General features: G+C 58.5%; 14 protein-coding genes. 8 read left to right on the top strand and 6 right to left on the bottom strand.

The window, feature by feature from the left end:
- Positions 1-1,169: hypothetical protein (locus JSS95_15945; protein MBS1801304.1), on the bottom strand; the 1,169-nt coding region annotated here is incomplete at its 3' end.
- Between the two features lie 29 nt (positions 1,170-1,198).
- A complete protein-coding gene (locus tag JSS95_15940; protein ID MBS1801303.1) occupies positions 1,199-2,002 on the bottom strand; it encodes a hypothetical protein in 804 nt (267 codons plus the stop codon).
- Positions 2,003-3,153: 1,151 nt separating this feature from the next.
- Here JSS95_15940 and JSS95_15935 point away from each other — a divergent pair.
- Entirely contained in the window at positions 3,154-3,858 is a 705-nt protein-coding gene (locus tag JSS95_15935) for a PEGA domain-containing protein (GenBank protein MBS1801302.1), read from the top strand.
- 542 nt (positions 3,859-4,400) lie between these two features.
- On the opposite strand, the gene gyrA is transcribed toward JSS95_15935, so the two are convergent.
- Complete coding sequence (gyrA, locus tag JSS95_15930; GenBank protein MBS1801301.1) at positions 4,401-7,139, bottom strand: DNA gyrase subunit A; 2,739 nt, start codon at positions 7,137-7,139, stop codon at positions 4,401-4,403.
- A 635-nt stretch (positions 7,140-7,774) separates the two neighbouring features.
- Here gyrA and JSS95_15925 point away from each other — a divergent pair.
- Positions 7,775-11,230: a TonB-dependent receptor gene (locus JSS95_15925; protein ID MBS1801300.1), complete on the top strand. Its 3,456-nt coding sequence runs from the start codon at positions 7,775-7,777 to the stop codon at positions 11,228-11,230.
- Positions 11,231-11,301: 71 nt separating this feature from the next.
- On the opposite strand, the gene JSS95_15920 is transcribed toward JSS95_15925, so the two are convergent.
- On the bottom strand, positions 11,302-14,352 hold the full coding sequence (locus tag JSS95_15920; GenBank protein ID MBS1801299.1) for an Ig-like domain repeat protein: 3,051 nt from the start codon (positions 14,350-14,352) through the stop codon (positions 11,302-11,304).
- 520 nt (positions 14,353-14,872) lie between these two features.
- Between JSS95_15920 and JSS95_15915 the strand changes: the two genes are divergently transcribed.
- Together JSS95_15915 and JSS95_15910 are read left to right on the top strand one after the other, a co-directional pair.
- The gene (locus JSS95_15915; protein MBS1801298.1) at positions 14,873-17,467 is read left to right on the top strand and encodes a TonB-dependent receptor; all 2,595 of its coding nucleotides are present in this window, start codon (positions 14,873-14,875) and stop codon (positions 17,465-17,467) included.
- 115 nt (positions 17,468-17,582) lie between these two features.
- Complete coding sequence (locus JSS95_15910) at positions 17,583-18,263, top strand: Fe2+-dependent dioxygenase (protein MBS1801297.1); 681 nt, start codon at positions 17,583-17,585, stop codon at positions 18,261-18,263.
- A 3-nt stretch (positions 18,264-18,266) separates the two neighbouring features.
- Here the strand turns inward: JSS95_15910 and JSS95_15905 are convergent, their stop codons facing one another.
- Together JSS95_15905 and JSS95_15900 are read right to left on the bottom strand one after the other, a co-directional pair.
- Positions 18,267-20,528 carry a PAS domain-containing protein gene (locus JSS95_15905; GenBank protein MBS1801296.1) on the bottom strand — a complete coding sequence of 754 codons (2,262 nt, stop codon included), beginning with the start codon at positions 20,526-20,528 and terminating at the stop codon, positions 18,267-18,269.
- Positions 20,529-20,590: 62 nt separating this feature from the next.
- A complete protein-coding gene (locus JSS95_15900; GenBank protein ID MBS1801295.1) occupies positions 20,591-21,268 on the bottom strand; it encodes a DUF480 domain-containing protein in 678 nt (225 codons plus the stop codon).
- Positions 21,269-21,486: 218 nt separating this feature from the next.
- Between JSS95_15900 and JSS95_15895 the strand changes: the two genes are divergently transcribed.
- The 4 genes from JSS95_15895 (at position 21,487) to JSS95_15880 (ending at position 23,987) form a co-directional block, all read left to right on the top strand.
- Positions 21,487-22,149 (top strand): DUF882 domain-containing protein, encoded by a 663-nt coding sequence (locus tag JSS95_15895; GenBank protein MBS1801294.1) that lies wholly within the window; start codon positions 21,487-21,489, stop codon positions 22,147-22,149.
- A 91-nt stretch (positions 22,150-22,240) separates the two neighbouring features.
- Positions 22,241-22,612, top strand: coding sequence for a RidA family protein (locus JSS95_15890; protein MBS1801293.1), 372 nt, complete (start codon positions 22,241-22,243; stop codon positions 22,610-22,612).
- A 5-nt stretch (positions 22,613-22,617) separates the two neighbouring features.
- The gene (locus JSS95_15885) at positions 22,618-23,166 is read left to right on the top strand and encodes a hypothetical protein (protein ID MBS1801292.1); all 549 of its coding nucleotides are present in this window, start codon (positions 22,618-22,620) and stop codon (positions 23,164-23,166) included.
- A 41-nt stretch (positions 23,167-23,207) separates the two neighbouring features.
- On the top strand, positions 23,208-23,987 hold the full coding sequence (locus JSS95_15880; protein ID MBS1801291.1) for a hypothetical protein: 780 nt from the start codon (positions 23,208-23,210) through the stop codon (positions 23,985-23,987).
- The last annotated feature ends 204 nt before the right edge of the window (positions 23,988-24,191 follow it).

The following is a 24,191-nucleotide window of genomic DNA, read 5'->3' as shown; positions in this document are numbered from 1 at the left end:
GTCTGATTCAGCGCCTCATCCTGCAAGGTGGTCGTTGAACCATTGGTGCTGGGTGATCGTCCATAGGTTCGTGTGCCGTCCGTTGTGACACGGCTGAGTGATCCCGTGGTGCCATCGGCATTCAGGCCGTTGCCGTTGCAGCCGCCTGAATAGGAATAGTTGATGGTTCCGCCCGTTGGCAGAGTGACCGACGCCAGTCTCCCGGTTACGGCTCCGCTTACACCAGATGTGCTTTCATAACTGAACTGGTAGAAGGTGCCGTCAGCGAGAGTGATGCGGTCAACAAGATCAACTGACATCGGCCCATACTCGGAGATGCCTGAACACCCGAAATTGGTTTGAACGGTGTATGTCGCATACGACATGGAGGCCGTTGCAGTCGTGCTCGAATCCGATTGCAGCGCAACGTTGGAGGTAAATGTGCGCGGGCTGCTCGCGCTGCCACTGCCACCAATCGTTAGCGCAGTTGTGCCAAGCGTGTCGGTAAAGACTCCACTGCCGTTGTTATTGATCGTGTTGCCATTGGTATCAGTGACACTACTCGGGGTCTGGGTGGTTGGATTTACGGGTGCATCAAGAAGAAATCCGTTACGACCATGAACATAACCATCTAGGTTTCCATTTGCCGCATCTGGACCAAGGAAATAACCTGAACCATTGTTGGTAGAGCCATCGCCCGTGAATACGCCATCGTCATTTACTCCACAAAAAGTATGTGTCAAATTGAATTTATGATTCCTGCCATAGGGGTCGTGGTACACCCAGTTCGCAAATTTAGTGCTGCGAATATAGTTCGATCCGTCGTAGCAGGTTGGTCCAACAAAAGTCCCAAAAGTGACGTAACCAACATAGAGGCTCCCACTGAGTTGTCCTCTGAACCCGAATCCATCCCCAGGAGCCCATGTTTGGGTGCCGGAAACCAGAGAAGGTGTCCAGTGCAGGCTGTCGTAAACCATGCGATAGTCGAAGTTCACCCCTCGTCCAGGCTTACTTACCAGTGGAATCTCAAAGTGGATGTTGAGATTGCCAATGTTAATAGAGTCAAATCCACGATTGTCGAAAGAACCAAAACTATAGAGTCCCGTTGCAGGAGTCTGAGCAGTTGCGCTGTGAATGGCGGCGACGCCGAAGAGAGTTGTAAGGATGACCAAAGCACGAAGACGTAGCATACATATTCCTCGGATCAAGCGGAGAAAACCTAATTGACTGTGGCGGAATCAATATCGATGCTGACTTGCAGGTTTCCGTTCACATAACGTTCTATGTGCATGGGAAGCTGCACGCCTGAGACAGGCTTGTAGTTGCTGTAGCGAACCTCGACAGGCAAGCTGACGATCACATTGCCATCGGGATGTAGGTTGTACTTCAGACTGCTCGGAAGCATTGATAATCCGAGAGCAAGATCAGTTTTGCTCCAGGTTTGTATCTGCGTCAGCAGCACCGAATTGACCTTTGTGGTTCTCTGTGGAACAAGCACTGTCTGGTATTGAATATGGGGAGAGCTGATCGTCTTTTCCGCAATGACTCCTACCGACTGAAGGTTAAGCGATGTGGGCAACCCGGTGCTCTGTATAGCCAAATGAGGTAGGAACCATACTGTAGCGAACCAGCAATTGGTGGGTGAAACATCGTGTTCCACTCCATCCTTGCCCGACCATGTGCAGGTTCGATTCTCGGCAAGAGCAGACTGCTTTTCAATCCGCGCTCCGTTACTGAGATCGAACTCAGCGACGTTCTCCCCAGTAACATTTGCCGTGAGCTTTGCAGGGCCGCTGCTCTTCGTAGAGCCAGCCGTCCAAGTCGCTGTTCCTGTCATCATGACAGAGGTAACCGGCTTACCAGCGGAGAAGGCTTGAATGGCTTGGGAAAGGATCGGGCTTGAAGATGGGGCCGGGGATTGAGCAATTGCCGTGGCGGTTAGGGCGATACTGGAAAGCCCTATTAGAGCACCCTTACGAACCCCAAGGCTGAGGCCGCTTGTACTACGAAGTTGGATAAACATCATTCGTCCCTTTCAGCGAACAGGGACCTGGGGAAAGAACTTCAGCATCGGTCGAACTCTATTTTTGAATGCCCTCGCAAAGTAAGGCTGATCGGGAATTACGTCAAGGAAAATCTTTGCGAATGACGCGCGTCTTTAGAGCTAAGTTAGGCTGCCGAGCAGCTTTATGCCTGTGCAATGCTCTGCTAACCATTCTCAAATTACGACAATCGTCCTCCGGGCTGACCGTCCTTGCCGCGTTATATCTCCAAAGAAATAACTGAACCTTCTTTTCGTTCAGTTCTGGCCAATGGTCGTTAAATTACTTGGTCCAGAACAAGAGAAAATTGTGGCGCAAATTGTGACATACAAGCTCAATGCACCCCTGCAAAACCCAACGAAATCAACGATGATGCGTTTCTCTCCCGTGCGGGCGTTTTGTGCGGATTACCTTTTGTTTTCAATTTGTTAGCGGCCATCGAAATTGCGCCTTCCGACCAAACTCATAATCCCTTGGTTGGGGGTTCAAATCCCTCCGGGCCCACCAAGACATCATCCCCTACAGAAGAGTCGGATAACGCCTTGTAAAAATTAATCGTTTACATCGGATTTTGTACCGGAACAACAGAAGGCCATCAAGCGGATGCGGAAGCATCCCACCCGCCTACGTGGATAACTCGCCCGTAGACGGGCTATTGTCGAATCATGCCAACACCGCAAGAAAAGAAAGAAACCGAACTTCGCTACTTTCACAAAGCTCGTCGAGTTTGCCGACTCATCCCATCGGGCCAGATCAACATCACCGAAGAGAGCCCTGACCTGCGCCTTGATACTGGAACCGGAATAATTGGAATCGAGGTAACGGAGATGTTTTGTCCACTAGAAACCGATTCTTCACATGCACCAGTTGCGAACCACCCGTCCTGGGTAAATCCTGTCCCACGAAATAGTTATTGCTGCATCTTGGTTCCGCGACTAAGCTTCTGACCACTCCCCTAATCCAGCTTTGAAGGACTGCCGTGATCATTCGTCCGTTTACTGCCTGCACGTTGGTTTGTCTTCTCGCCTTCTCTGAGTCTCTCCCCGCTCAACAAACACCGGCTCCGGCTATTCCAGCGCAAGCAGCAGCACCTGCTTCTGAGCCGCAGCGCCCACCGATTCCGAACACATTGATGGATGGAACGGCGATCAAGCTGCGTCTGGCAGAGACGATCTCATCTGCTGATGCGACGACTGGTCAGCAGGTTCCGTTCGAGGTGACGGAAGATGTTGTCGTGCAGGGCATCACGGTGATCCCCAAGGGTGCGCCCGCTCTGGCGACGGTGACTGAAGCCCAGTCGAAGCGGAGGATGGGACGCGGCGGCAAGTTGAATGTGAACATCGACAGCGTGCGCCTGGCCGATGGCGAGAAGGCGCAGCTTCGCGCGGTGAAGGACAGCAACGGTGGCGGCCACGTTGGTGCGATGACTGGAGCGATGGTGGCAACAGCAATTGTCTTCTTTCCTGCGGCTCCGCTCTTCCTCTTCATGAAGGGTAAGGACATTACGATTCCTAAGGGCACTGAGGTGACGGCCTTTGTGCAGGGCGACATGAAGCTGGATATGGCGAAGTTTGGTGCGCCGCCAGTTGGACCTGCTGCTGCGCCTGCAAATGCCATGGCGAGCGTGTCTGTGGAGTCGAATGTGGTGGGCGCTGATATCGAAGTGGACGGTAACTTTGTGGGCAGCACGCCTTCGAAAGTGGAGGTCACTCCGGGCTCCCATGCGATCACGGTGAAGAAGAAGGGTTACCAGAGCTGGACGCGGACGATGAACGTCTCAGGGACAGGCGCGAAGGTGAATGCTGATTTGGAGAAGGGTGTGGTGGGAACCAATTGAGCGAATTGGCGAACTGGAGTGAGGGATTTGATGTAGGGGCCGCACGCCTAGATGGATCAACGACGTAGAGGCCACTCGGCTCGGGGCTTCCTTCGCCACCGTTCTGCGGTTCACGGAACCCTAGATGATAGATCGAAGCCCTTGGGATTGAGGAGGGCTTGTAGCCATCCGGTGCATGACCAGTGCTGACCAAGTCGAGATTTGTGACGTTCAATGTGACAGAGGTGCCACGGAGTTCGTCGATCACGCCTATAGCGATGGCATAGATGAAGAACGAGCCAACGAATGCCGCAACAACCATTGAGTCCTTTGTGTTGCGCAGAAAGTAAAAGACGAATCCAAAGCCGAAGACAAGGCCGACGATTGGTTTAGCGATACCTCGCGACTTGCCGACACTAAGGACCAGTCCTTCAGGGATTTCGCGGATTTCTAGCGTTGCGGGCACGAGTAAATTTTAGAGTATTGGATTTTCGCTGCCGCAAAATTGCCCACCTTAGCCGCCTTCGGCGTCGAAGATGGGGCACCCGATGCTCGATAGCGACTTATTGCAGCAGTGTTCCCGTCTCCGGTTCTGATTTCGATTCGTCGGGTGGGATGACTACGGCGGCGGCTACCTTGTCGTCGGTGTCGAGGTCGAGGAGTTTGACTCCCTGGGTGGAGCGTCCGGCGGCTCGGATGGATTTTGTGTCGATGCGGATGATCTTGCCGAACTGGGAGATGACCATCAGCTCGCTGGTCTCGTCGACGAGGTTGATGCTGGAGACCTTGCCGATCTTGGGTGTGGTCTTCATGTTGATGACGCCGGAGCCGGCGCGGGACTGGAGGCGGTATTCCTCGACGTCGGTGCGTTTGCCGAAGCCGTTCTCGGAGACGGAGAGGATGAGGCATGGGGTGATGTCCTTGCCTTCCTTTTGGAGCTCCTTCTGGCGCTTGGCGCGGTACTCAGCTGACGGGGTGACGGCGACGCCGATGACGTAGTCGTTCTTCTTGAGGGTGATTCCCTTGTTTCCGGCGGCGTTGCGTCCCATGGGGCGGAGGCCTCCGGTGAGACCCTTTTCGGCGTCGTAGACTTCGGAGAAGCGGATGGCCTGGCCCTCGTGGGTGGCGAGGAAGATGACGTCGTCGCCGGTGGTGGTGCGGGCAGCGATGAGTTCGTCGTCCTTGTCGATGGAGATGGCGATGATGCCGCGCGCCATGACGTTGGAGAAGTCGGGCAGCGGGGTCTTCTTGACGGTGCCGTTGCGGGTGGCAAAGAAGATGTACTTGCCCTCTTCGGTGAGGTCGCGGATGCCGAGGATGGTGACGACCTTTTCGCCGGGCTGGAGCGCGATGAGAGAGGCCATCGCCTTGCCCTTGCCGGCGGCGCCGACGTCGGGGATCTCGTAGATCTTGAGCCAGAAGACGCGGCCGGTGTTGGTGAAGCAGAGCAGGTAGGCGTGCGTGGAGTCGACGATGAGTTGGGCGACGAAGTCCTCTTCGCGGGTCTTCATGCCCAGGCGGCCGGTTCCGCCGCGGCGCTGCTGGCGGTAGGTGGAGATGGGCGTGCGCTTGAGGTAGCCGGTGTTGGAGATGGTGACGGCGACCTGCTCGTCGGCGATGAGGTCTTCGAGCTGGATCTCGGTGGTCTCGTCGACGATCTCGGTGCGGCGCTCATCGCCGTACTTGTCGCGGACTTCTTCGAGCTCTTTGACGATGACGCGGCGGAGCTTCTTCTCAGAGGCGAGGATGGACTCGAACTCGGCGATGTTGTCACGCACGTCCTTGAGTTCTTTGAGCAGCTCATCGATGGAGAGCTGGGTGAGGCGGTAGAGCTGCAGCTCGAGGATGGCGTCGACCTGGCGGTAGCTGAGGATGAGGGTGCCGGTCTGGGAGAACGTCATGTCGATCGCATACTTCGCAGGGTCGAGCTTGACTCCCGCCAGTTCCGTTCCGCGCAGGTTGATGCGCTTGTTTGAGAAGTAGCTGAAGAGGTTCTCGCGGGCATCGGCGCGGCTCGACGATTGGCGGATGATCTTAATGACGTTGTCGAGGTGGTCGAGCGCGATCTGGTAGCCGAGCAGAATGTGCTCGCGGTCGCGGGCCTTGCCGAGGAGGAAGGCGGTGCGGCGGCGGACGACTTCAATGCGGTGCTCGAGGAAGGCGCGAATGGCGTGGTCGAGCGGGAGGACCTTCGGCTGGCCGTTGTGAACGGCGAGGAAGATCATGGAGAAGCTCTCCTGCATGGGGGTGTGCTTGAAGAGCTGGTTGAGGACGATCTGCTGCTCGGCGCCGCGCTTGAGTTCGATGACGATGCGCATGCCGTCGCGGTCGGACTCGTCGCGCACGTCGGAGATGTCGTCGATGACCTTTTCGTTGGCCAGCTCGGCGATGCGCTTGATCAGGTTCGACTTGTTGACCTGGTAGGGGATCTCGGTGACGATGATCGCCTGGCGTCCGCCGGTGATGTTCTCGGTGCCGACCTTGGCGCGCATGATGAAGCGTCCGCGGCCGGTGTTGTAGGTCTGCGCGATGCCGGCGCGTCCGTAAAGGAAGCCTCCGGTGGGGAAGTCAGGCCCTTTGACATGCTCAAGGGCGATGGTGATGTCGGGGCGGTTGTCGGTCTTCTCCTTATTAAGGAGAGCGATGCAGGCGTTGACGACCTCGGTGAGGTTGTGCGGCGGAATGTTGGTCGCCATGCCGACGGCGATTCCGGTGCCGCCGTTGACGATGAGGTTGGGAATGCGCGCGGGGAGGACAGTGGGTTCGAGCGTGGATTCGTCGTAGTTGGGGGAGAAGTCGACGGTGTCGGAGTCGATGTCGCTGAGCATCTCACCGGCGACGCGGGTGAGGCGGGACTCGGTGTAACGCATGGCGGCTGGGGGATCGCCGTCGACGGAGCCGAAGTTGCCTTGGCCATCGACCATGGGATAACGCTGGGAGAAGTCCTGCGCGAGGCGGACCATGGTGTCGTAAATGGCTGAGTCGCCGTGGGGGTGATAGTTGCCCATGACGTGACCGACGACCTTGGCCGACTTGGTGTACTTCTTGTTGTACTGGAGGCCCATCTCCTGCATTCCGTAGAGGATGCGGCGATGCACAGGCTTGAGGCCGTCGCGGACGTCGGGCAGGGCGCGGCCGATGATGACGGACATCGAGTAGTCGAGATACGACCGGCGCATCTCGTCTTCAATGTTAATTGGAAGCAGGAACGCCGCGCCGGGGCCCTTAACCGTGTTGTCCGAGCCATTTGGGTTATCTGCGTTGGGACCGAGCGGGAGCTGGGGATTCTGATCGTCTGCCATGGGTTTCTACCCTCCATTATAGAGGGTTTCGCGCACCATCGCCTGTGCGGAACCCTGCCGCCGGGGTGTTCGCCGTGAGTCCGGGCCGTTGAGCTGGACCGTTAGTCGCGTGAAGGCTGCGAGGAGCCAGGAGAGTTCTTGTTGAATCAATGAGTTGAACGACTGTTCAATTGAGGTAAGTGAAAAATGCGAAAGATATTTCAGGTGAACAAAAATAGAAAATACTGTGTTCAGGGTATACAGAGTTTCCAGTGGACAATACCGTACCGCATCAATGAGATACCGTTGTTGAGAAATGTGTAGATTGTTCAGTGTTTACGAAGGTTTTACTGCATTTATACGCTTTTTAGGATTCGATCTATTATGTCCGATAAAAAACTACATTCCCCTAAAAGATTTGCTCGATAGGCCGTGTCTTGTAAGCATTTCGTAGCAAAGATGATTTGCCGGTTTGTGACAAGTTACGCGATTTGGTGAATGAAATGCTTAAGGTAACAGCTGAACCGCCAATCAGTGCAAAGGGCAACGCCCTTTTCCTGATAGTGCAGTTGCCCGATTTTGCTAGTGTTGGCGGCCACAGGAGCTAGCGAATGCTTACTTACGGGATCAGGTTTGGCGAGAGTTGTTGGAGCAGGTTGGCGCTTTTTCTAACCGCAGTTCTTCTGGTGCTGTTCCTATGCGTACCCCGGATGAGCGCGCAGGAGACTGGTCAGATTGCGGGAACCATCACAGATCCCACCGGCGCGGTGGTTCCCAATGCCACGATTTCTGTCAGAAACGTAGGGACAAACGCCGTTCGCTCGGTGACCTCGGGCAATTCCGGGGGCTTCGTTGTGACGGGGCTGCAACCGGCGACGTATGAGGTCACGATGAAGGCTGCGGGCTTTCAGACACGCACGGCGCGCGTTGAGGTGACGGTGGCCTCGAAGGTGTCGATGGACACGCAGCTCACCGTAGGCTCGAGCGAGGCGACCGTCGAGGTCTCCGCTGAGCTGGGTGGCGCGCAGACGAACACACAGTCGCAGGAGTTGTCGCAGATCATCAACTCCACCCAGGTGTCGCAGATGCCGAGTCTGACGCGCAATGCCTACGACTTTGTGGCGATCTCGGGCAACGTCTCCGCAGGTGACAGCACCAACAGCGGCGATTCGAGGGGCGTCTCCGGTGGCACGAGTGGAAACCAGCAGAACGCCGCCAACCGGGGCGTCGGATTCAATATCAATGGACAGCGCTCCAGTGGTACGGAAATTCTTCTGGACGGCGTCGAAAACATCAGCGTCTTCACCGACGGCATCGGCGTCTATGTGCCGATCGATGCAACGCAGGAGTTCCGCGTCCAGACCAGCAACTTCGAACCCCAGTACGGCCGTGCATCCGGCGGCATCGTCAACGTGACAACCAAGAGCGGAAGCAACGCATTCCATGGCAATGTATGGGAGTTCAATCGTCTCTCCGCCTATACGTCGAATACGGTGTTGAACGCGCAGGCAGGCCAGCCCAGGGGGTCCTACACGCGCAACCAGTTCGGCTTTGCGGTCGGCGGTCCGGTTATGAAAGACAAGCTGTTCTTCTTCGGCAGCTCGGAGTGGACGCGCGTTCGCAGCTCTGCAATTTCTTTGGCGGCAGTTCCCACGCCGCAGTTCCTCGCACTCTCCGCCGCAAACACGCAAGCCTTCTTTAGCGCCTACGGCGGCAAAAACTTCAACTTCATCAAGACCTATACCGCCAGCGACATTGGGATTACGGGGATACCGGGCAGCACTCCGGCCTTCGGTACTGTGGCGTATACCGCTCCCGTCAACACCGGCGGAAGCGTCCCGCAGAACACCTACAACATCGTCGGGCGGGCGGACTATAACCTGGGCGAAAACACCCGATTGTTCTTCCGCTATGCCGACTATGAAGAGACGGATTTGACCGGCGCAGGGTTCGCGTCTCCTTACTCTCAATACAACATCGGCGCAGCGTCTAGAGCCAGGGCCTATCTTTTGAGCGCATCGCACATCTTCAGCCCTTCGATGGCCTCAAGTACGAAGCTCAGCTTCAGCAGATTCAACGCTCCCATTACCTACGACACGACGTTGCAGAACACTCCGACGCTGTTTATTTCCAATATTGCGAATGCACAGTTGCCGGGAACCTCCACCTTCTTCCAACTGCCGGGCTTCTACGACTTCAACCCAGGCACCGGCGGTCTTCCTTTTGGCGGACCGCAAAACACCATTCAGATCAATCAGGATCTGAACGTCCAGAAGGGGAGACATTCCATGCAGTTCGGTGCGCAGATACTCTACCTGCAGGCCAACAACTCCTATGGAGCGTACGCGCAGGCAAATGAGCTGGCCGGCACCAATGTAAAAAACGGACTGCAGAATCTGCTCACCGGCGACCTGTTCCAGTTTCAAGCCGCGGTCAGTCCCAACGGTGCGCTGCCCTGCGTGCGTAACCCGTATACGGGCGTGCTGACGCAGACTCCAGCCTGCTCCATCAATCTGCCGGCGACGCAGCCTGTCTTTGCCCGCAGCAATCGCTTTCACGATTGGGCCGTCTATGCGCAGGATTCGTTCAAGCTGACGCCGCGCTTCACCGTGAACTACGGCGTGCGCTACGAGTACTACGGCGTGCAACACAACAACAAGCAGGGCCTGGACTCGAACTTCTACTATGGCCCAGGCTCGAACCTCTTCCAGAGCATTCGCAGCGGCCAGGTCTATACCACTCCAAACAGTCCGATCGGCAGGCTGTGGAACCCGCAATATGGCACGGTTTCCCCGCGTGTCGGTTTTGCATACGACATCTTTGGGACAGGCAAGACAGCGATTCGCGGCGGCTATGGCATCAGCTACGAACGCAACTTCGGCAACGTTACGTTCAATGTGATTCAGAACCCGCCAAACTACGCGGTCGTCGTCGTCAACAATGTAAAGATCACCAACTCGAATGCTGGCCCGTTGGCAGGCAGTTCGGGCAACGTTCCGTTGCCGCCCACCAGCCTGCGGCATGTGGACCAGAACATCCGCACGGCGCAGACGCAGTTCTGGAGTGCCGCGCTGGAGCAGCAACTGGCGCGCAATACCGTGGTGTCGCTGCAGTATGCCGGCGCGCGCGGGCTTCACCTGTACGACATCAAGAACATCAATGCTCTCGGCTCGGGCAACGTGCTTCTTGGCGATCCGGTGAAGGACCCGGTCAGCGGAAAGTCGGCGCTCACGAGACTCACGAGCCAATACTCCAACATCAATAACCGGGGCTCCAGTGGCGACTCATACTACGAGGCGATGAACCTCCAGTTCCAAAGCACGAACTTCCACAACACCGGGCTCAGCCTGATTGCGAACTACACGCTGGCGCACCAGTTGGACGACCTAAGCACGACATTCTCCGAGAACAACAACTCGTTCAGCCTCGGATATCTCCAGCCATTCAACCCCGGTTTCGATCGCGGCAACGGCGACCTCGACATCCGCCACCGCCTGGTCATCGCTCCCATCTACCGGACACCCTTCTTTTCCGGCGGTCACAGTTGGATGGCACAGGCACTCGGCGGCTGGCAGGTTACAGGCATTTATACGGTCCGCACAGGAACTCCCTTCTCCTACTTCGACAGCACAAACAATAACAGCGGATATCAGGTCGCGCGTTATACGCCAGCCTCCGGCGTGGTCCCGCAACACACCTTCAAATCAATTCCCAGCGGCGTGAATCCCAGCGCACCGAACAGCTACGTTATCGGCAACCTTCCGGTCGCCAACTCCTTCGGCAATCCTGCCCTTTTAGGCGTCTCCGACTGGGGGCCGTTCCCTTCGACCATGGTCGCTCGCAACAGCTTCCGCGGGCCCGGCGCGTGGACCTTCGACGCATCGGTTAGCAAGACCTTCCCCATCCACGAGCAGATCAATGTCGAGTTCCGCGCAGAAGGCTTCGATCTGCTCAACCACCACAATCTCTTTATTCAGCAGAGCCTGAACGACGCCGCCAACAACCCTGGCATTCCTTTGCCGATCACGGCATCCAAGGGAGGAATCGGCAACAACAACGGCGCGAACGACGAGAGGCGCTTTGGCCAGTTTGCGCTGAAGATCAACTTCTAGCGAAACCTGCACCCTTGATGAAGCGGCGGAGAGCGATAGCTCTCCGCCGCTGTGTTTTGTGAGTGCGATGTTTACTTCGTTACGGTGACGGTGATTGGCGCGGAGTGGCTGAGTCCGGACGCGGCTCCGCTGGCAGTGACCTGGATGGTATAGACGCCGGGAGCTGTAGAGGCGGGGTAGAGTCCGTCGCAGCCTGTGATGGAGAGTGTTGCCGCGAAGGTGGCTACGATCAGCAGCAGAAGACGCGGAAGCGTCTGGCGTCTTCTCGAAAGAGCAGCGAGACCGAGGAATCCTACGGGCAGGAGAAGAGCAAAGGCGATGGGGCCGGAGGTGCGTGGGCCTGGGCGCTGTGGCTGCGATAGAGCTGCGCGGAAGCCGAGGACGTCGTCGGTGTCGACCGTGAGCTTCGCGGTGGCCGTGCCGTTGGGGAGAAGCTGCACGCTATTTGTGTCGAAGGTGCAGGAGGCGTGCGGGGGGAGATTGGCGCAGCCGAGAGTCAGCTTGTCGGCGAAGGCGCCGATGCTGGTGAGCGTGACGTTCGTGGTGAGGTGATGCTCGGTCTGGATGGTCATGGCTGTGTTGGAGACAGCAATGGCAAAGTCCATCGGGGTGACCGTGACGGTGACCGGGGCTGAGACGGAGGGGAGGAAGCTGGAGGTTCCAGGGTAGCTGGCCGTAATGGTGTGTGTCCCAGCGCTGAGCGTGTCGGTGCCGATGGTGACTGTAGCCGTGTTGCTGATCTGATTGACAGGGATGGGCCCGGCGCTGCCATAGGGCGCGCTGCCGATGGATGTTGCTCCGTCGAAGAAGGTGATGACTCCAGGAGGGATGACGGCTGAGAGTGGCGCGGTGATTACTGCGGTGAAGTTGACGGTCTGACGCTGAACGACGGGATTGGGAGAGGCCGTGAGGCCGATGGTGGTGGGTGCTATGGCAACGACCTGTTGAACGGGCGCTGAGTTGCTCGACGCGAAGGTAGCGCTTCCGTTGAATGCGGCAGAGAGAGTGTACGTTCCAGCGCCAAAGCCAAGGCCGAAGTTGAAGGTTGCGGAGCCGTTCTGCAAAGGCTGAGTGTACGTGGAGGCGACGTTGGCCGGAACGCCGGCGATGGTGACTGTCACTGTGCAAAGACAAAGCTGCGACGAATATGGGCTGCTTGCGATCGGTGCGACCTGGACGGTGGCGGCGAGAGGCTGTCCGGCGACGGAGGGGTTGGGGGTGATCGTCAGCGTAGTTGTGCTGGGTACAAGCTGGACGGTCACGGAGATATTGGGCGAGGTGCTCTGCGCATAGAGCGTGTCGCCGTTGTATACGGAATGCAGAGTGTGAACACCCGCGCTGAGAGCCGATGTGGGATAAACGGCATGGCCCGTGGTATCGAGTGGCATGGTACCAAGCGGCGTGTTGCCGTCGTAAAACGTAACGGTCCCGGTGGGAGGTGTTCCCGATGCCGATGAGGTCACCATCGAAATAAGTCTGAGTCCCTGGCCAACGGGGACGGGATTTGCAGAAGCAGCGAGGGTGGTCGAGGTGGGAGCGAGCTGACCATTCGGCGAAGCGACATAGACGTAGATGACGACGCTGGTGGCTGGGCTGAACCCCGCAGCCGCATCGAGCTTTGCCGTGAAGCTGTAGACGCCGGGCTTATTGAGGGTGACATCTGTGGAAACAGGCGTTGCAGGACTGAGGGGCGCTGAAAAAAGAAAATTTCCATCCTGGTAGAAGGAGACCGGACGCACGGGAGAGTTCGCCGGCGAAAAGGCCGCAGTCAGAGTGACGGTGCCCGGGTTGACATAGTAGCCGGAGGAGGTAAGAGTCAGGGCGGAAGGCGTTGTGTTTTGTGTGCCGGTTGCCTCGTAAGCCCCCATATCGACTGTCGTAAAGCCATTGCCGGCGCTGTCCTGAATGCGTGGATTGCCGTCGAGATCGGTGGAGGGGAGGTTCGGAGCGCTGTTGTTTCCAGCGTCGATGGCAGGCGAGCCCGGGGCGAGATGAAGATCGGATGAGTTGGCGAACCCTGCGGGCAATGAGATGTTTCCGTTGATGCCGGATATTGTGGGGCAGGCGCTATCAACCAGCGGTCCAGCGTTGTTATAGAGATCGTTGTGGTCGAAGATGACAGGGGTGTAGTCGCTGCTCGGTTGACAGTGAATGACCGGGAACGAAGAACCTCCAATCAGCAGGTTATTGATGAACGCGACTTTAGCTCTGCTGCTATCGAGAAAGATCGATCCATTGACGCCAGATACGCCGGTGTTCCGGGCATTATTGACGATGGTGTTGTTGACGATGAAGAAGTCGGGCGGGTCGGTGTAACTGGAAGGATTATTCGAACCAGATATAGGATGGGCGATGAACAATGCGCCATCTCTGTTGCCGTAAATCAGGTTTTGCCGCACGATCAGGCCGGTGGGGTAGGTGCTGATCCCATAGATATTATTGCGGATGATGTTATTGGTGACTTCAAGGTCTCCTCCGTTGCCGCGGATCGCGAGGCCTGTACAGATCCCATCCCCCTCAATCAGATTGTTCAGGATTCTTGTGGGGACGGCCTTCCCCCCAGGGTCGACGACAGTCGAAAGGCCGTACATCTTGATGACGTCCCAACCGTTGATGCACTGCGGCGTTTGAAACGGCGAACTGGTAATTGTGTTCGACGAGATAAGCGCGCTGCCGCTCTCAACATAAATCTGACCACCGTAGTTCGCGCCGAAGGTCATGTTGGCGATCGATGCGCCACCGCGCAAAATGTGAATGCCGCCGGCGATGAACTGGTTGGTGTTTTTTCCGCCTTGCACGGTAAAGCCATTGATCGTTGTCGCGATCGAGGGCGTGTTGCGGATCGTGAGTACGGTATCGTTTGTCCCCCCATCGAGGATGGTCTTACTGGCCCCCTGCTCGCTTGTCAGCGTGATTTCTTTCGTGTCGATGACGATGTTCTCGTAGTAGGTGCCCGGTGCGACGAGGACGGTGTCGCCGTTTGAGGCGGCGTTGATGCCGGCCTGGATCGTCGGCTGGTCGGCGGGGACCCGGATGGTGGCGCCGCGCGCAAAGGCTGTGGCGAGGAAGAGAGCGAGGCAGAGAAGCTTAGTGACAGAGGTGCAGAGTTTAGCGGCCGGCATGCGTGCTCAAATGAGTGGGATTCGGTGCTCAACCTTATCACGGAGTTCTCAAATGGCGCGATCACTATTTTGCCGGGCGATGTGATCGATTTCCGATGAAAACAGCCGAATATCGCTCATTAATTAATTAAGACCAAACTTGTCGCATATTTTGATTGATATGCGACCTATCTTGTCTTATATTCGGAATATCGTTATTTCACGGCCTGAATCGGGAGTTTGAGCCGCTTCGGGATGGTAGTGGTTGGAGTGGAGCGAAAGGGCCAGGCCCTCGCGGATTAATCTCTTGGCGGAGACCGCGAAGACCTGGGGTCTCGAGTCTTTCGACTGGAGATTTATTGCGATTATAGGGAGGCCGTTGACCATCTTCAACGGAACCTCTATCAGTCTTCTCCATTTCAGAAAACCAGTGTGACTTTTTGCCGCGTGCGCAGCTTTTGAAAAAAATGGCGCGCGTGGATAGGACCTTCTACGCCTTTTTTCGGGTTGCGAGGGTGTTCGGGAGCTGGAGAGGCGGACGATGAAGAAGGATGCGAGACGCAACAATCTGAGGCACAGGCTGGTATGCTCACGCGGCTGGCTGGCGGTGGGCACGCTGGCGGCGTATTCGGTGATGGGAGCGGGGACTAAGGCCCATGCCGCAACCGCACCCAGCGAGGGAACGGCAAACGCCGCAGTCCCTCCGGTGACGAATCTTCCGGTGAAGAAGTTCGATATTCCCGCTGGCGGGCTGGACCAGGCCATCAAGGCGTTCGAGCAGCAGACCGGCGTCCGCGTGAAGCTGACCGTGCCGCAGGCGACGCTGGCAGGTTTTCAGACGAATGGAGTGAAGGGGTCGTTTCCTGAAGAAGAGGGCCTGCGCCAGCTTCTTGAAGGAACGGGCCTGGACTTCAGGATCCAGGACCCGACGACGCTGGTGGTCGGTTTGCTTGCGCAGGAGTCGGTGGATGTAACGACCTCGGCGAACTCGATTGGGCTGGCGCAGTTTACCGAGCCGCTGCTGGATACGCCGCAGACGGTGAACGTGGTTCCGCAGTTCATCATGCAGGAGCAGGCGGCGACGACCTTGCGCGACGGCCTGCGCAATGTTCCGGGCGTAAGCATCGCCGCTGGTGAGGCGGGAGCGCAGGGCGACAACCTGACCATCCGCGGCTTCTCCGCGCGCAACGACATGTTCATCGACGGCATTCGCGACTTCGGTTCGTACTACCGCGATGCGTTCAACTACGAAGCGATCGAGGTGCTGCAGGGTCCGGCGAGCGTGGAGTTTGGCCGCGGGTCGACCGGCGGCGTGATCAATCAGGAGTCGAAGGTCCCGGTCGATCGCGAGTTTGTGCGCGGCAACCTACAGCTTGGAACGAATGCCATGCGGCGTTTGACGGCGGATGTGAATGAGCCGCTGAACGACTTCATCCCGGGGGCGGCGTTGCGCATGAACCTGGTGGGGTCCGAATCGAATGTGGCACAGAGGGACTACGCGCAGACGCGACGCTTCGGTGTTGCGCCGTCGATTGCGTTCGGGCTGCGCAGCGCGACGCGCGGGTCGATCTCTTATCTACACGAGAGCGAAGACAGCGTTCCCGACTACGGCCTGCCTTATTTCGGCACGGAGGCGGCGAAGGTGAACCGCAGGACGTACTACGGCTATGCGTCGGAGAGCTATCTGCGCACAAGCCCCGACGTTGTGACCGGAAAGATCGAGCACAACTTTGCCGGCGGGCTGCTGGTGCGGTCGACCCTGCGTTGGGGCAACTATCCGCGCAATCTGCGAATCGTGGAGCCGCAGGTTAATACGACGCCGACGTACTCGGTGGTCAACGGGGCGGGCGTGGCGACCTGCTCGCCCACGGCGGCGACGCCTTGCTACAACGTGAACACGCCGCTGAGCGCGGTGAAGGTGCGGCGAGCGATCATCGCCCGCAACGCGACCGAAGACATTCTTTGGGAGCAGACGCAGGCGATCGGGAACGTAAAGTTCGGGAAGATCGACAACAACTTTGTGGTGACGGTGGAAGGCGGACGCGAGCGCTCGCGCCCGCAAACGCTGACCTATGCGACGAACATCTACGCCTCGGCACTGAACCCGAATGCGCAGGACGTTCTTCCGGTGCCGACGGTGATCAATGCGCGCACGTATGTGACGTCGAATGCGTATGGCATCTCCGGCATGGATACGCTGAAGCTGACGTATTGGCTGCAGCTCTCTGGCGGCGCGAGGTTCGATTACTTCAACACTGATGTCGATCCAACGGCCACGGCGGGCCGCGTCTCGCAGTTGATTGAGAAGACGACGTACCGCGGCGCGATTGTGGTGAAGCCCGCACGCAACGGCAGCGTGTACTTCGACTATGGCACCTCGTTCAATCCGGCGGCGGAGTCGCTCTCGCTGAGCGCCAACAATGCGCTGCAGGACCCGCAGGAGAACGAGACCTACGAGGTGGGCACGAAGTGGGACCTGTTGAACGACAAGCTGGATATCAGCGGCTCGTACTTCCGGACGAACAAGTCGAATGTGTATGAGACGAACCCACTGGATACGACGCAGGTCTTGAACGTTGGCAATCAGCGCGTGCAGGGCTTCCAGGTTGGCGCGCTGGGACACCTGGCCTCGCACTTCGATCTCATTCTTGGGTATGCGTATCTGGATGGAAGAGTGGTGAACAGCGTGTTGAATGCATCTCCGTTCGGGTCGCTGTTCAAGGCGAACGATCCGGTGTTCGGCATCTATCCGTACTTTATCAACCCGAAGAACTTCCCGCTGGCGAACGTGCCGAGGAACTCCGGCAACGTATGGGTGACGCACAATCTGCCGTGGAGGTTTGTGGGTGGGTTTGGCGGCAACTTTGTTGGCCCGCGCCGCGCAAGCTCGACGGCGATGGTTGCGGTGCCTCAGGCGAATGTGACGCCGGTTCTTCAGACGCCGCTGGCGTTCAAGGCGATGAACGGCTACTGGATCTTCAACGCGATGTTGCGCAGGCCGATCAGCGACCGGCTGGATTTCCAGGCAAACCTGGTCAACCTGACGAACAAGTTCTACATCGATCAGCCGCATCCGAACCATCTGGTTCCGGGCGAGGGGTTCAATGCGCAGTTCGGGTTCAATGCGCACTTCTAAAATGGTGCTTGGAAAATGCAGGTCCTTCGACTACGCCTTTCGCGGTAAGGCTGCGAGAGGCTCAGGATGACTATTTAATAGTGCAGGCTAATCTGTTAGCACAGGGCAGGTCTTCATGCTGATTACGATTCCGAATGTATTGAGCGCCGCCGATGCGGCGCAGGCCCGGGCGAAGCTGGAAGCGGCGGACTGGGTGGACGGCAAGGTGACGGCTGGATACCAGGCGCAGAAGGTGAAGGCGAACCAGCAGCTGCCGGAAGGCTCTCCGCTGGCCGTTGAGCTTGGCGATCTGGTGCTGAAGGGGCTGGCGCGTTCGCCAGTGTTCATGTCGGCGGCGCTTCCGCTGCGAGTGTTTCCGCCGATGTTCAATCGCTATGCGGGCGGGGGGCACTTCGGTTCGCATGTGGACACGGCGATACGCCAGGTCGTGACGACTGCGCAGCGGATTCGCACGGACGTTTCGGCGACGCTATTTCTGACGCCGCCCGAGGAGTATGACGGCGGCGAACTGATCGTCGAGGACAGCTATGGCGAGCACAGCGTGAAGCTACCGGCCGGGCACATGGTGCTGTATCCGGCGACGAGCCTGCATCGCGTGGAGCCGGTGACGCGCGGCGCGCGCATCTCGAGCTTCTTCTGGATACAGAGCATGATTCGCGCGGATGGCGATCGCACGATGCTGTTCGACATGGACCAGGCGATCCAGAAGCTGGCCGTGGAACTGCCGGGGAGTCCGATCGGCGTGCAGTTGACCGGCGTGTATCACAACCTGCTGCGGCGCTGGGCAGAGCTGTAAAGATCAGTATTCCTGCGGCAGAGCTCCTTCTCTCACGCCGTCGAGGCAAGGAAGGAAGAGAGAGAAGATGGTGCCGTGGTGGACAGGGTGCTGCGTGCTGCGCAACGTCAGCCGCCCGTGATGGCGCTCGACGATCCCGTGTGAGATCCAGAGGCCGAGTCCTGTGCCGTTGAGTTCCTTGGTGGTGTAAAAGGGTTCGAAGATGCGGCTGAGCACGGCGGGAGACATGCCATGGCCGGTATCGGCAACCGTGATGCGGATACCTTTGCGCAGGCCTGAATGTAGAAGGTCGGTGGCGTCGTGTGCGCGAACCAGCAGGCGGCCTCCGTGGCGCATGGCGTCGATGGCGTTGGCGATCAGGTTGTTCAGTACCTGGCGAATGTCGTTCTCGTGACAGAGAATCGGCGTGGAGGTGGAGAAGCAGGTTTCGACGGCGATGCCTGAGTTTGCGAGCCTCCCCTGGTAGAGATTCAGGACGGCTTCAACGAGGTTGCGCGCTGTGACGTAAGTTGCTTTGACCGCCTGGCGATGGAAGCGCAGCGTCTGCGTGGCGATCTCGCAGACACGCGAAAGCTCGCTCTGGGCAGTCCTGACGTACTCCATCAGGCCGGGAGGCAGGTCGTCCGATTCGCTGATGAGATAGAGCAGGTTGGTGATGGCTTCGAGAGGATTGTTGATCTCGTGCGAGATGGAGCTGGCGAGACGCCCCACGGCAGCGAGCTTCTCGCTCTGCACGAGCGCCTGCTCAGACTTTTTCTGGTGCGTGATCTCCTGCACGGCCGCGGCGATCGCTACGACCTCGTGCTCGGAGTTGTGGACGGGGGAGTAGTTGCAGTTCCAGTAGCGATAGTCGCCGGGGCGGGTTGGCAGCTCGCCTTCAAAGATGTGATTGCGAATGGAGTTTCCGCCGGCCACCTGCCGGAAGATATCTTCGATACTGGGTAGAGGCGCGATCTCGGCAATACGCCGGCCGAGGATCTTTTCACGGGGCGCGCCGATGGTCTCGATCTGCCGGTCGTTGACGCGGAGATAGCGGAACTCGACAGGATCGAAGAGGGCAAGCCCGACGGGGGCGGTGCGGTAGATGGTCTCCAGCTCGGCGCGCTGGCGCTCCGTTGCTTCTTCACTCTGCTTGCGGCTGGTGATGTCGATGGAGAGGCCGCGCAGCCTGACGGCGACGCCGTCGACGATGAGGGCCTGGCCGCGGCACTCGACCCATATTACGGCGCCATCCTCCGCGCGGATAGGGAAGTCGGTGACGATCATCTCGCCCGTTGCGCTGGTCTTGCGAATCAGTTCGGCGACGATCGGAACATATTCCGGAAGCACGTAGCTGGTGAAGGCGTGCAGGTCGGGAAGTTCCGACAGAGGACGCCCAAAGACCGGATAGGATCCCTCGCCGAAGGTAACTGCGCCGGTCGCAAGATCGACGTCCCAGGTAGCGACGCGAGCCGTCTGCTGCACGACGGAGAGGAGATCGCGTTGTTGTTGAAGAGCGAGACTAGAGCTGCGCCGGGCCGTGATGTCGCGAAAGAAGATGACGACACCCTCGTCGGAGGGGCGAATCTGAATGGCGAGCCAAAGGTTCAGCGGGTCGGGATAGAAGTCTTCAAACTCGCCGGGAGTTCCATCGCGCATGGCGAGGTTGAAGTAATAGAGATACTGGCCGTTGTTCTCCGCGAAGGGGAACTCCTGCCAGAGGTTCTTTCCGAGGAGGTCGCCTTTGACGGCGAGCAACTCGCGGGCGCGGCGATTGAGAAAGGTGAAGGCGTTGTCGCGGTTGATGCTGACGACAGCGTCTGTCGTGGCCTCAAGCACCTGCATAAGCCGCCGCGAGGCCGAATCGCGAAGAAACTCTGCGCCCTTGCGATCGGTGATGTCGCGGTAGAGAACAGCGATGCCTTCGCGCAGAGGGATGGCGTGAATATCGAGCCAGAGGTCGGAGCGCGTGCTGTAGTGTTCGAAATGTGCCGCTTCTCCGGTCTTCATCACGGAGCGATAGACGCGCTCCAGCTCAGTGTTCTGGATGGCCGGGAACATCTCCCAGATGGCTCCGCTTTCGATATGCTGCGGCTCAATGCGCGAGATGCGGCGGCCTTCGTCGTTTGCAAAGGTGATGCGCCAGTCGCGGTCGATGCAGACGACGCCGTCGGGTATCTGCGCCACGACGCGGAAGAGCTGCTCGTTCCGAATATCTTCTCTGCGCCGCCCGTGGCTTCGCCTGTCTGGAGTTGCTTCGACCGAAATAGCGTGCTGATTCGACATACGTGCGGTCAGGAGACTTCGATCATTTCACAACAATCGTTTACTGCACAGGTGAAGTTTCTTCAGCTTTGCTCAAGACGGGCGAGGCGTTCCTGGAGGGCTTCGACCGTCGCGACGAGCCGTGCGACCTCGGATTCGAGATGGGTCATGCGTTCGCCGGCGACGGATGTTGTTGACGGGGGAGCCGCGTAGCCCGTTGCCGTGGAGAGGTCGGGTGCGCCCGAGAGCAGGTGCGCGTAACGTGCCTCGCGCGATCCGGGCTGACGCGGCAGAAGGAGCGTGAGAGGGCCGGTTGCAATGCTGGCGCCGGAGCCATTTGCCTCGGCCGCAGCCTCACGCGAGGCGAGACGCTCGAGCGTCGCCTGCACGGCGGCGATGTCGTCGAAGGCGTACATGCGCTCCGCCCGGCCGCGCAACTCTCCGGGGGTCTGAGGGCCGCGCAGCATCAGCAGGCAAAGAACCGCGGTCTCGTCGCGACGAAGGTTGAGCACGGTGCGAATGCGGTGCTCGTACTTGGGAACGCGGGAGTCGTGCAGCGTGGAGACAAGGTTCTCGTCTTCGAGCGCGTGCAGCGCCTGGCGCACCTCATCCTCGGTGAGCTCAAGCACTGGGTCGCGACTCGACTTCTGGTTACAGGCGTTGACCAGAGCGTTCAGAGAGAGAGGATAGTTCTCCGGGGTGACAATCTCTTTTTCTATAAGGCAGCCGAGGAGGCGTGTCTGGATGGGGTCGAGCACCATGCCATCAGTCTATAGGCAGATGTCACTCCGCAATATGAACAGACAGCACGGCACGTAACTGACTGATTGGAAATGCTATTACACAAAAGTTACAGCCAGGAGCGGCATTCAGCGGGAATCTTCAGGCATGGTTCGGTAGAATTTAAAGGTAAATGGAGATTGGTAAATCGCATTTGCAATTATCGATTGACAGAGATTGAACCCCCGGGGATTTTGGAATGCGGACAGGTATCAGGCTGAGCTTTGCTCTGGCGATTGCAGCTTTAATAGGACTCAATGGTTTTGCCAGCGCGAAGGATGCGGATGCCAACGCCAGTGTTCGACCCGACGACGCCTACCGCCTGCGGCTTCATCATCTGCACACGGGCGAGAGCATCGATGTGGTTTACCGCGTCGGCGATACCTACCTGCCGGATGGAATCGCAAAGCTGAACTACTTTCTGCGCGACCATCGCACGCAGACCGAGAGCCAGTACGACCCGAAGGAGTTCGACCTGCTGCATTCGCTGCTGGCGAAACTGGGCAAGCCAAATGGCGAAATCGACATCGTCTGCGGCTACAGGACGCCGTGGAGCAACAATCTGCTGCGGTCGCGTTCGGCGAACTCGGGCGTGGCGGAGAAGAGCCAGCATATGCAGGCCAGGGCGATTGACATTCGCGTTCCCGGTGTGACGACGACGCGGCTCCGCGATGCAGCGCTGAGTTTGCGCGCGGGTGGCGTTGGTTATTATCCGGTCAATCAGTTTGTGCATGTTGATGTGGGGCCGGTGCGGGAGTGGTCATATGGCCGCGTCAAGAGCTCGCGTACGCCATCGCACTCGATTGCGAAGGCAACACGCCGCACACCGCATCGCGCGCCAGCGTCGGCAGCCGGAGAATAAAGCGCTATGCCGGAAAAGTGAAAGGGCCCTCGCAAGGGAGTCTTTCTTGATTTAAGCCGTATCTCATCGCGTACACTGCGGTGGTATACCTATGAGTCGCGAATACTTTTCAAGCAATCCTGCCATGCCTTTTTCGGATGCCGTGCTGGTCGATGGCAAAACGCTCTATCTCTCAGGCCGCATCGGCTTTCTTCCCGGCACCACGAAGGTCCCGGACACAGCGGAGGAAGAGGCGCACCTGGTATTGCAGGAGATCCAGCGCGTACTGGCGATGGCTGGTTTGACGATGGACAACCTGGTATCGGTGCAGATCTTTTGCAGCGACGTCTCGCTGTTCGACCGGTTCAATGCGGTATATCGCACGTACTTCACGGGCAAGCTGCCCGCGCGGGCATTTCTTGGCTCGGGCACGCTGCTGTTCAACGCGCGGTTTGAGCTGATGGGCATCGCCGTCAAGGACTAGCGAACGTGGCGGCGGAGACGGTGCGCTCGCTGACGAATGGCAAGTGGGGCCTCGACCGCGCGCGGCACGCAGCGAGTGACATCGCGGGCAGTCGCGCGGCGGTCAAGGCGCTGGTCGCCGCGATGTTTGGCGACGATTTGGATCAGCGCAAACGTGCGGCCGATGTCGCGCGCAGGATCACCGATGCCGATACGGCGCCACTCATGCGATATGCGGACGAGCTTGCGGGGCTGCTGGCCGCGCTGGCTCCGGAGGAGTCGCGGACACGGTGGCACCTGGGCCTGGTCGTCGCGCGCGTGGCGCATACGCGCCAGCAAAGGCTGCGAGCGGCGAGACTGATGCAACTGCTGTTCGAGGACGAGAGCAATGTGGCTCGCTGCTCGGCCGTTGAGGGGATCGGGCTGCTGGCCTGCGGCGAGGCTTCGCTGAAGGAGGTCGCCGAGGAGATGATCGAACGCGCTCTCCGAAGCGGTACGCCGGCGATGAAGGCGCGTGCGCGCCACGCGAAGAGGCGGCTGGAACGCGCAGCGAAGTTGGCTGCAAATATGGGATGAGTGGCGATTGCATGCGCGGTCGAGTCGGCTAGACTTTCGCCATGTCAAAGTGGCTTCTTCCCGTGGGTCGCTGCTTTTTTGCGATCGGGCTGGCGTCGATCGGCCTGATGCACTTCTTCTTCATGAACTTTCCTCCCGTGACTGTCCCGGAGTTTCCTGCGTGGCTGCCGCTGCGGCTGCTGTGGGTGCTCGCGGTGGGTGCTGCGCTGACTGCGGCAGGTGTGTGCATCCTCTTCAACCTGCGCGGACGAAAGGTTGCGGCATGGACCGGCGTCGCGCTGCTCGCGCTGGTGGTGATTGCGCACGTACCCAATCAATTAGCGAGCAAATATGTCGCAGTGCTTGGGGCGTGGACGAATACATTGAAGGAGCTGGCGCTGGCCGGTGGAGCGTGGATCGCCGCGCTCTCGTTCGGTGAGGATGGCGCCGAGCTTCCTGAGTGGCTGAAGCGGGCCCTGCCGCTGGGCCGCTACTTCTTCGGCGTGATGCTGGCGCTCTTCGGAGCAGAGCACTTCCTGTACTCGAAGTTCGTGGCCACGCTCATTCCGGTGTGGGCGGGGCCGCAGATGTTCTGGACATACTTCGCGGGAACGGCGCTGATCGCCGGCGGCCTGGGGATCATGGTGAAGCCCGTGGCGCGGCTGGCCTCGTTGCTGACAGGAGTGATGATCTTCTCCTGGGTGCTGCTGCTGCACATTCCGCGAGCGATTGCCGATCCGTATACGGGTGTGGGCAACGAGTGGGCCAGCGTATTTGAGGCGCTGGCCTTCAGCGGGATGGCCTTCATGCTGGCCTTGCTTCATGAGAAGTTCGTGGCATAAATCCAGGGTGAACCTGTCCCTCTACTCCTTGTCATCCAGTAGCATCTTTCGTTTGTCATTCCGTAGCGAAGCGGAGAGCTTGCCCTGAGCGAAGCGAATGAGAATCTGCTTCCTCCTGACCAACTCATCATTCTAGAGCTTCAGTGGCGATAAGCCTTTGTAGAAGAACAGTCTTGCTTCCTAAATCGATTTTATGGCTTGACA

The organism is Acidobacteriota bacterium (assembly GCA_018268895.1).
In the GTDB taxonomy this organism is placed as follows: Bacteria; Acidobacteriota; Terriglobia; order Terriglobales; family Acidobacteriaceae; genus Edaphobacter.
This window is presented reverse-complemented; position numbering and strand designations above follow the sequence as displayed.

Coding starts and splice junctions, on each gene's coding strand:
- JSS95_15940 (MBS1801303.1), bottom strand. CDS start 2,002: ATGTTTATCCAACTTCGTAGTACAAGCGGCCTCAGCCTTGGGGTTCGT.
- JSS95_15935 (MBS1801302.1), top strand. CDS start 3,154: ATGGATGGAACGGCGATCAAGCTGCGTCTGGCAGAGACGATCTCATCT.
- gyrA (MBS1801301.1), bottom strand. CDS start 7,139: ATGGCAGACGATCAGAATCCCCAGCTCCCGCTCGGTCCCAACGCAGAT.
- JSS95_15920 (MBS1801299.1), bottom strand. CDS start 14,352: ATGCCGGCCGCTAAACTCTGCACCTCTGTCACTAAGCTTCTCTGCCTC.
- JSS95_15915 (MBS1801298.1), top strand. CDS start 14,873: ATGAAGAAGGATGCGAGACGCAACAATCTGAGGCACAGGCTGGTATGC.
- JSS95_15910 (MBS1801297.1), top strand. CDS start 17,583: ATGCTGATTACGATTCCGAATGTATTGAGCGCCGCCGATGCGGCGCAG.
- JSS95_15905 (MBS1801296.1), bottom strand. CDS start 20,528: ATGTCGAATCAGCACGCTATTTCGGTCGAAGCAACTCCAGACAGGCGA.
- JSS95_15900 (MBS1801295.1), bottom strand. CDS start 21,268: ATGGTGCTCGACCCCATCCAGACACGCCTCCTCGGCTGCCTTATAGAA.
- JSS95_15895 (MBS1801294.1), top strand. CDS start 21,487: ATGCGGACAGGTATCAGGCTGAGCTTTGCTCTGGCGATTGCAGCTTTA.
- JSS95_15890 (MBS1801293.1), top strand. CDS start 22,241: ATGAGTCGCGAATACTTTTCAAGCAATCCTGCCATGCCTTTTTCGGAT.
- JSS95_15880 (MBS1801291.1), top strand. CDS start 23,208: ATGTCAAAGTGGCTTCTTCCCGTGGGTCGCTGCTTTTTTGCGATCGGG.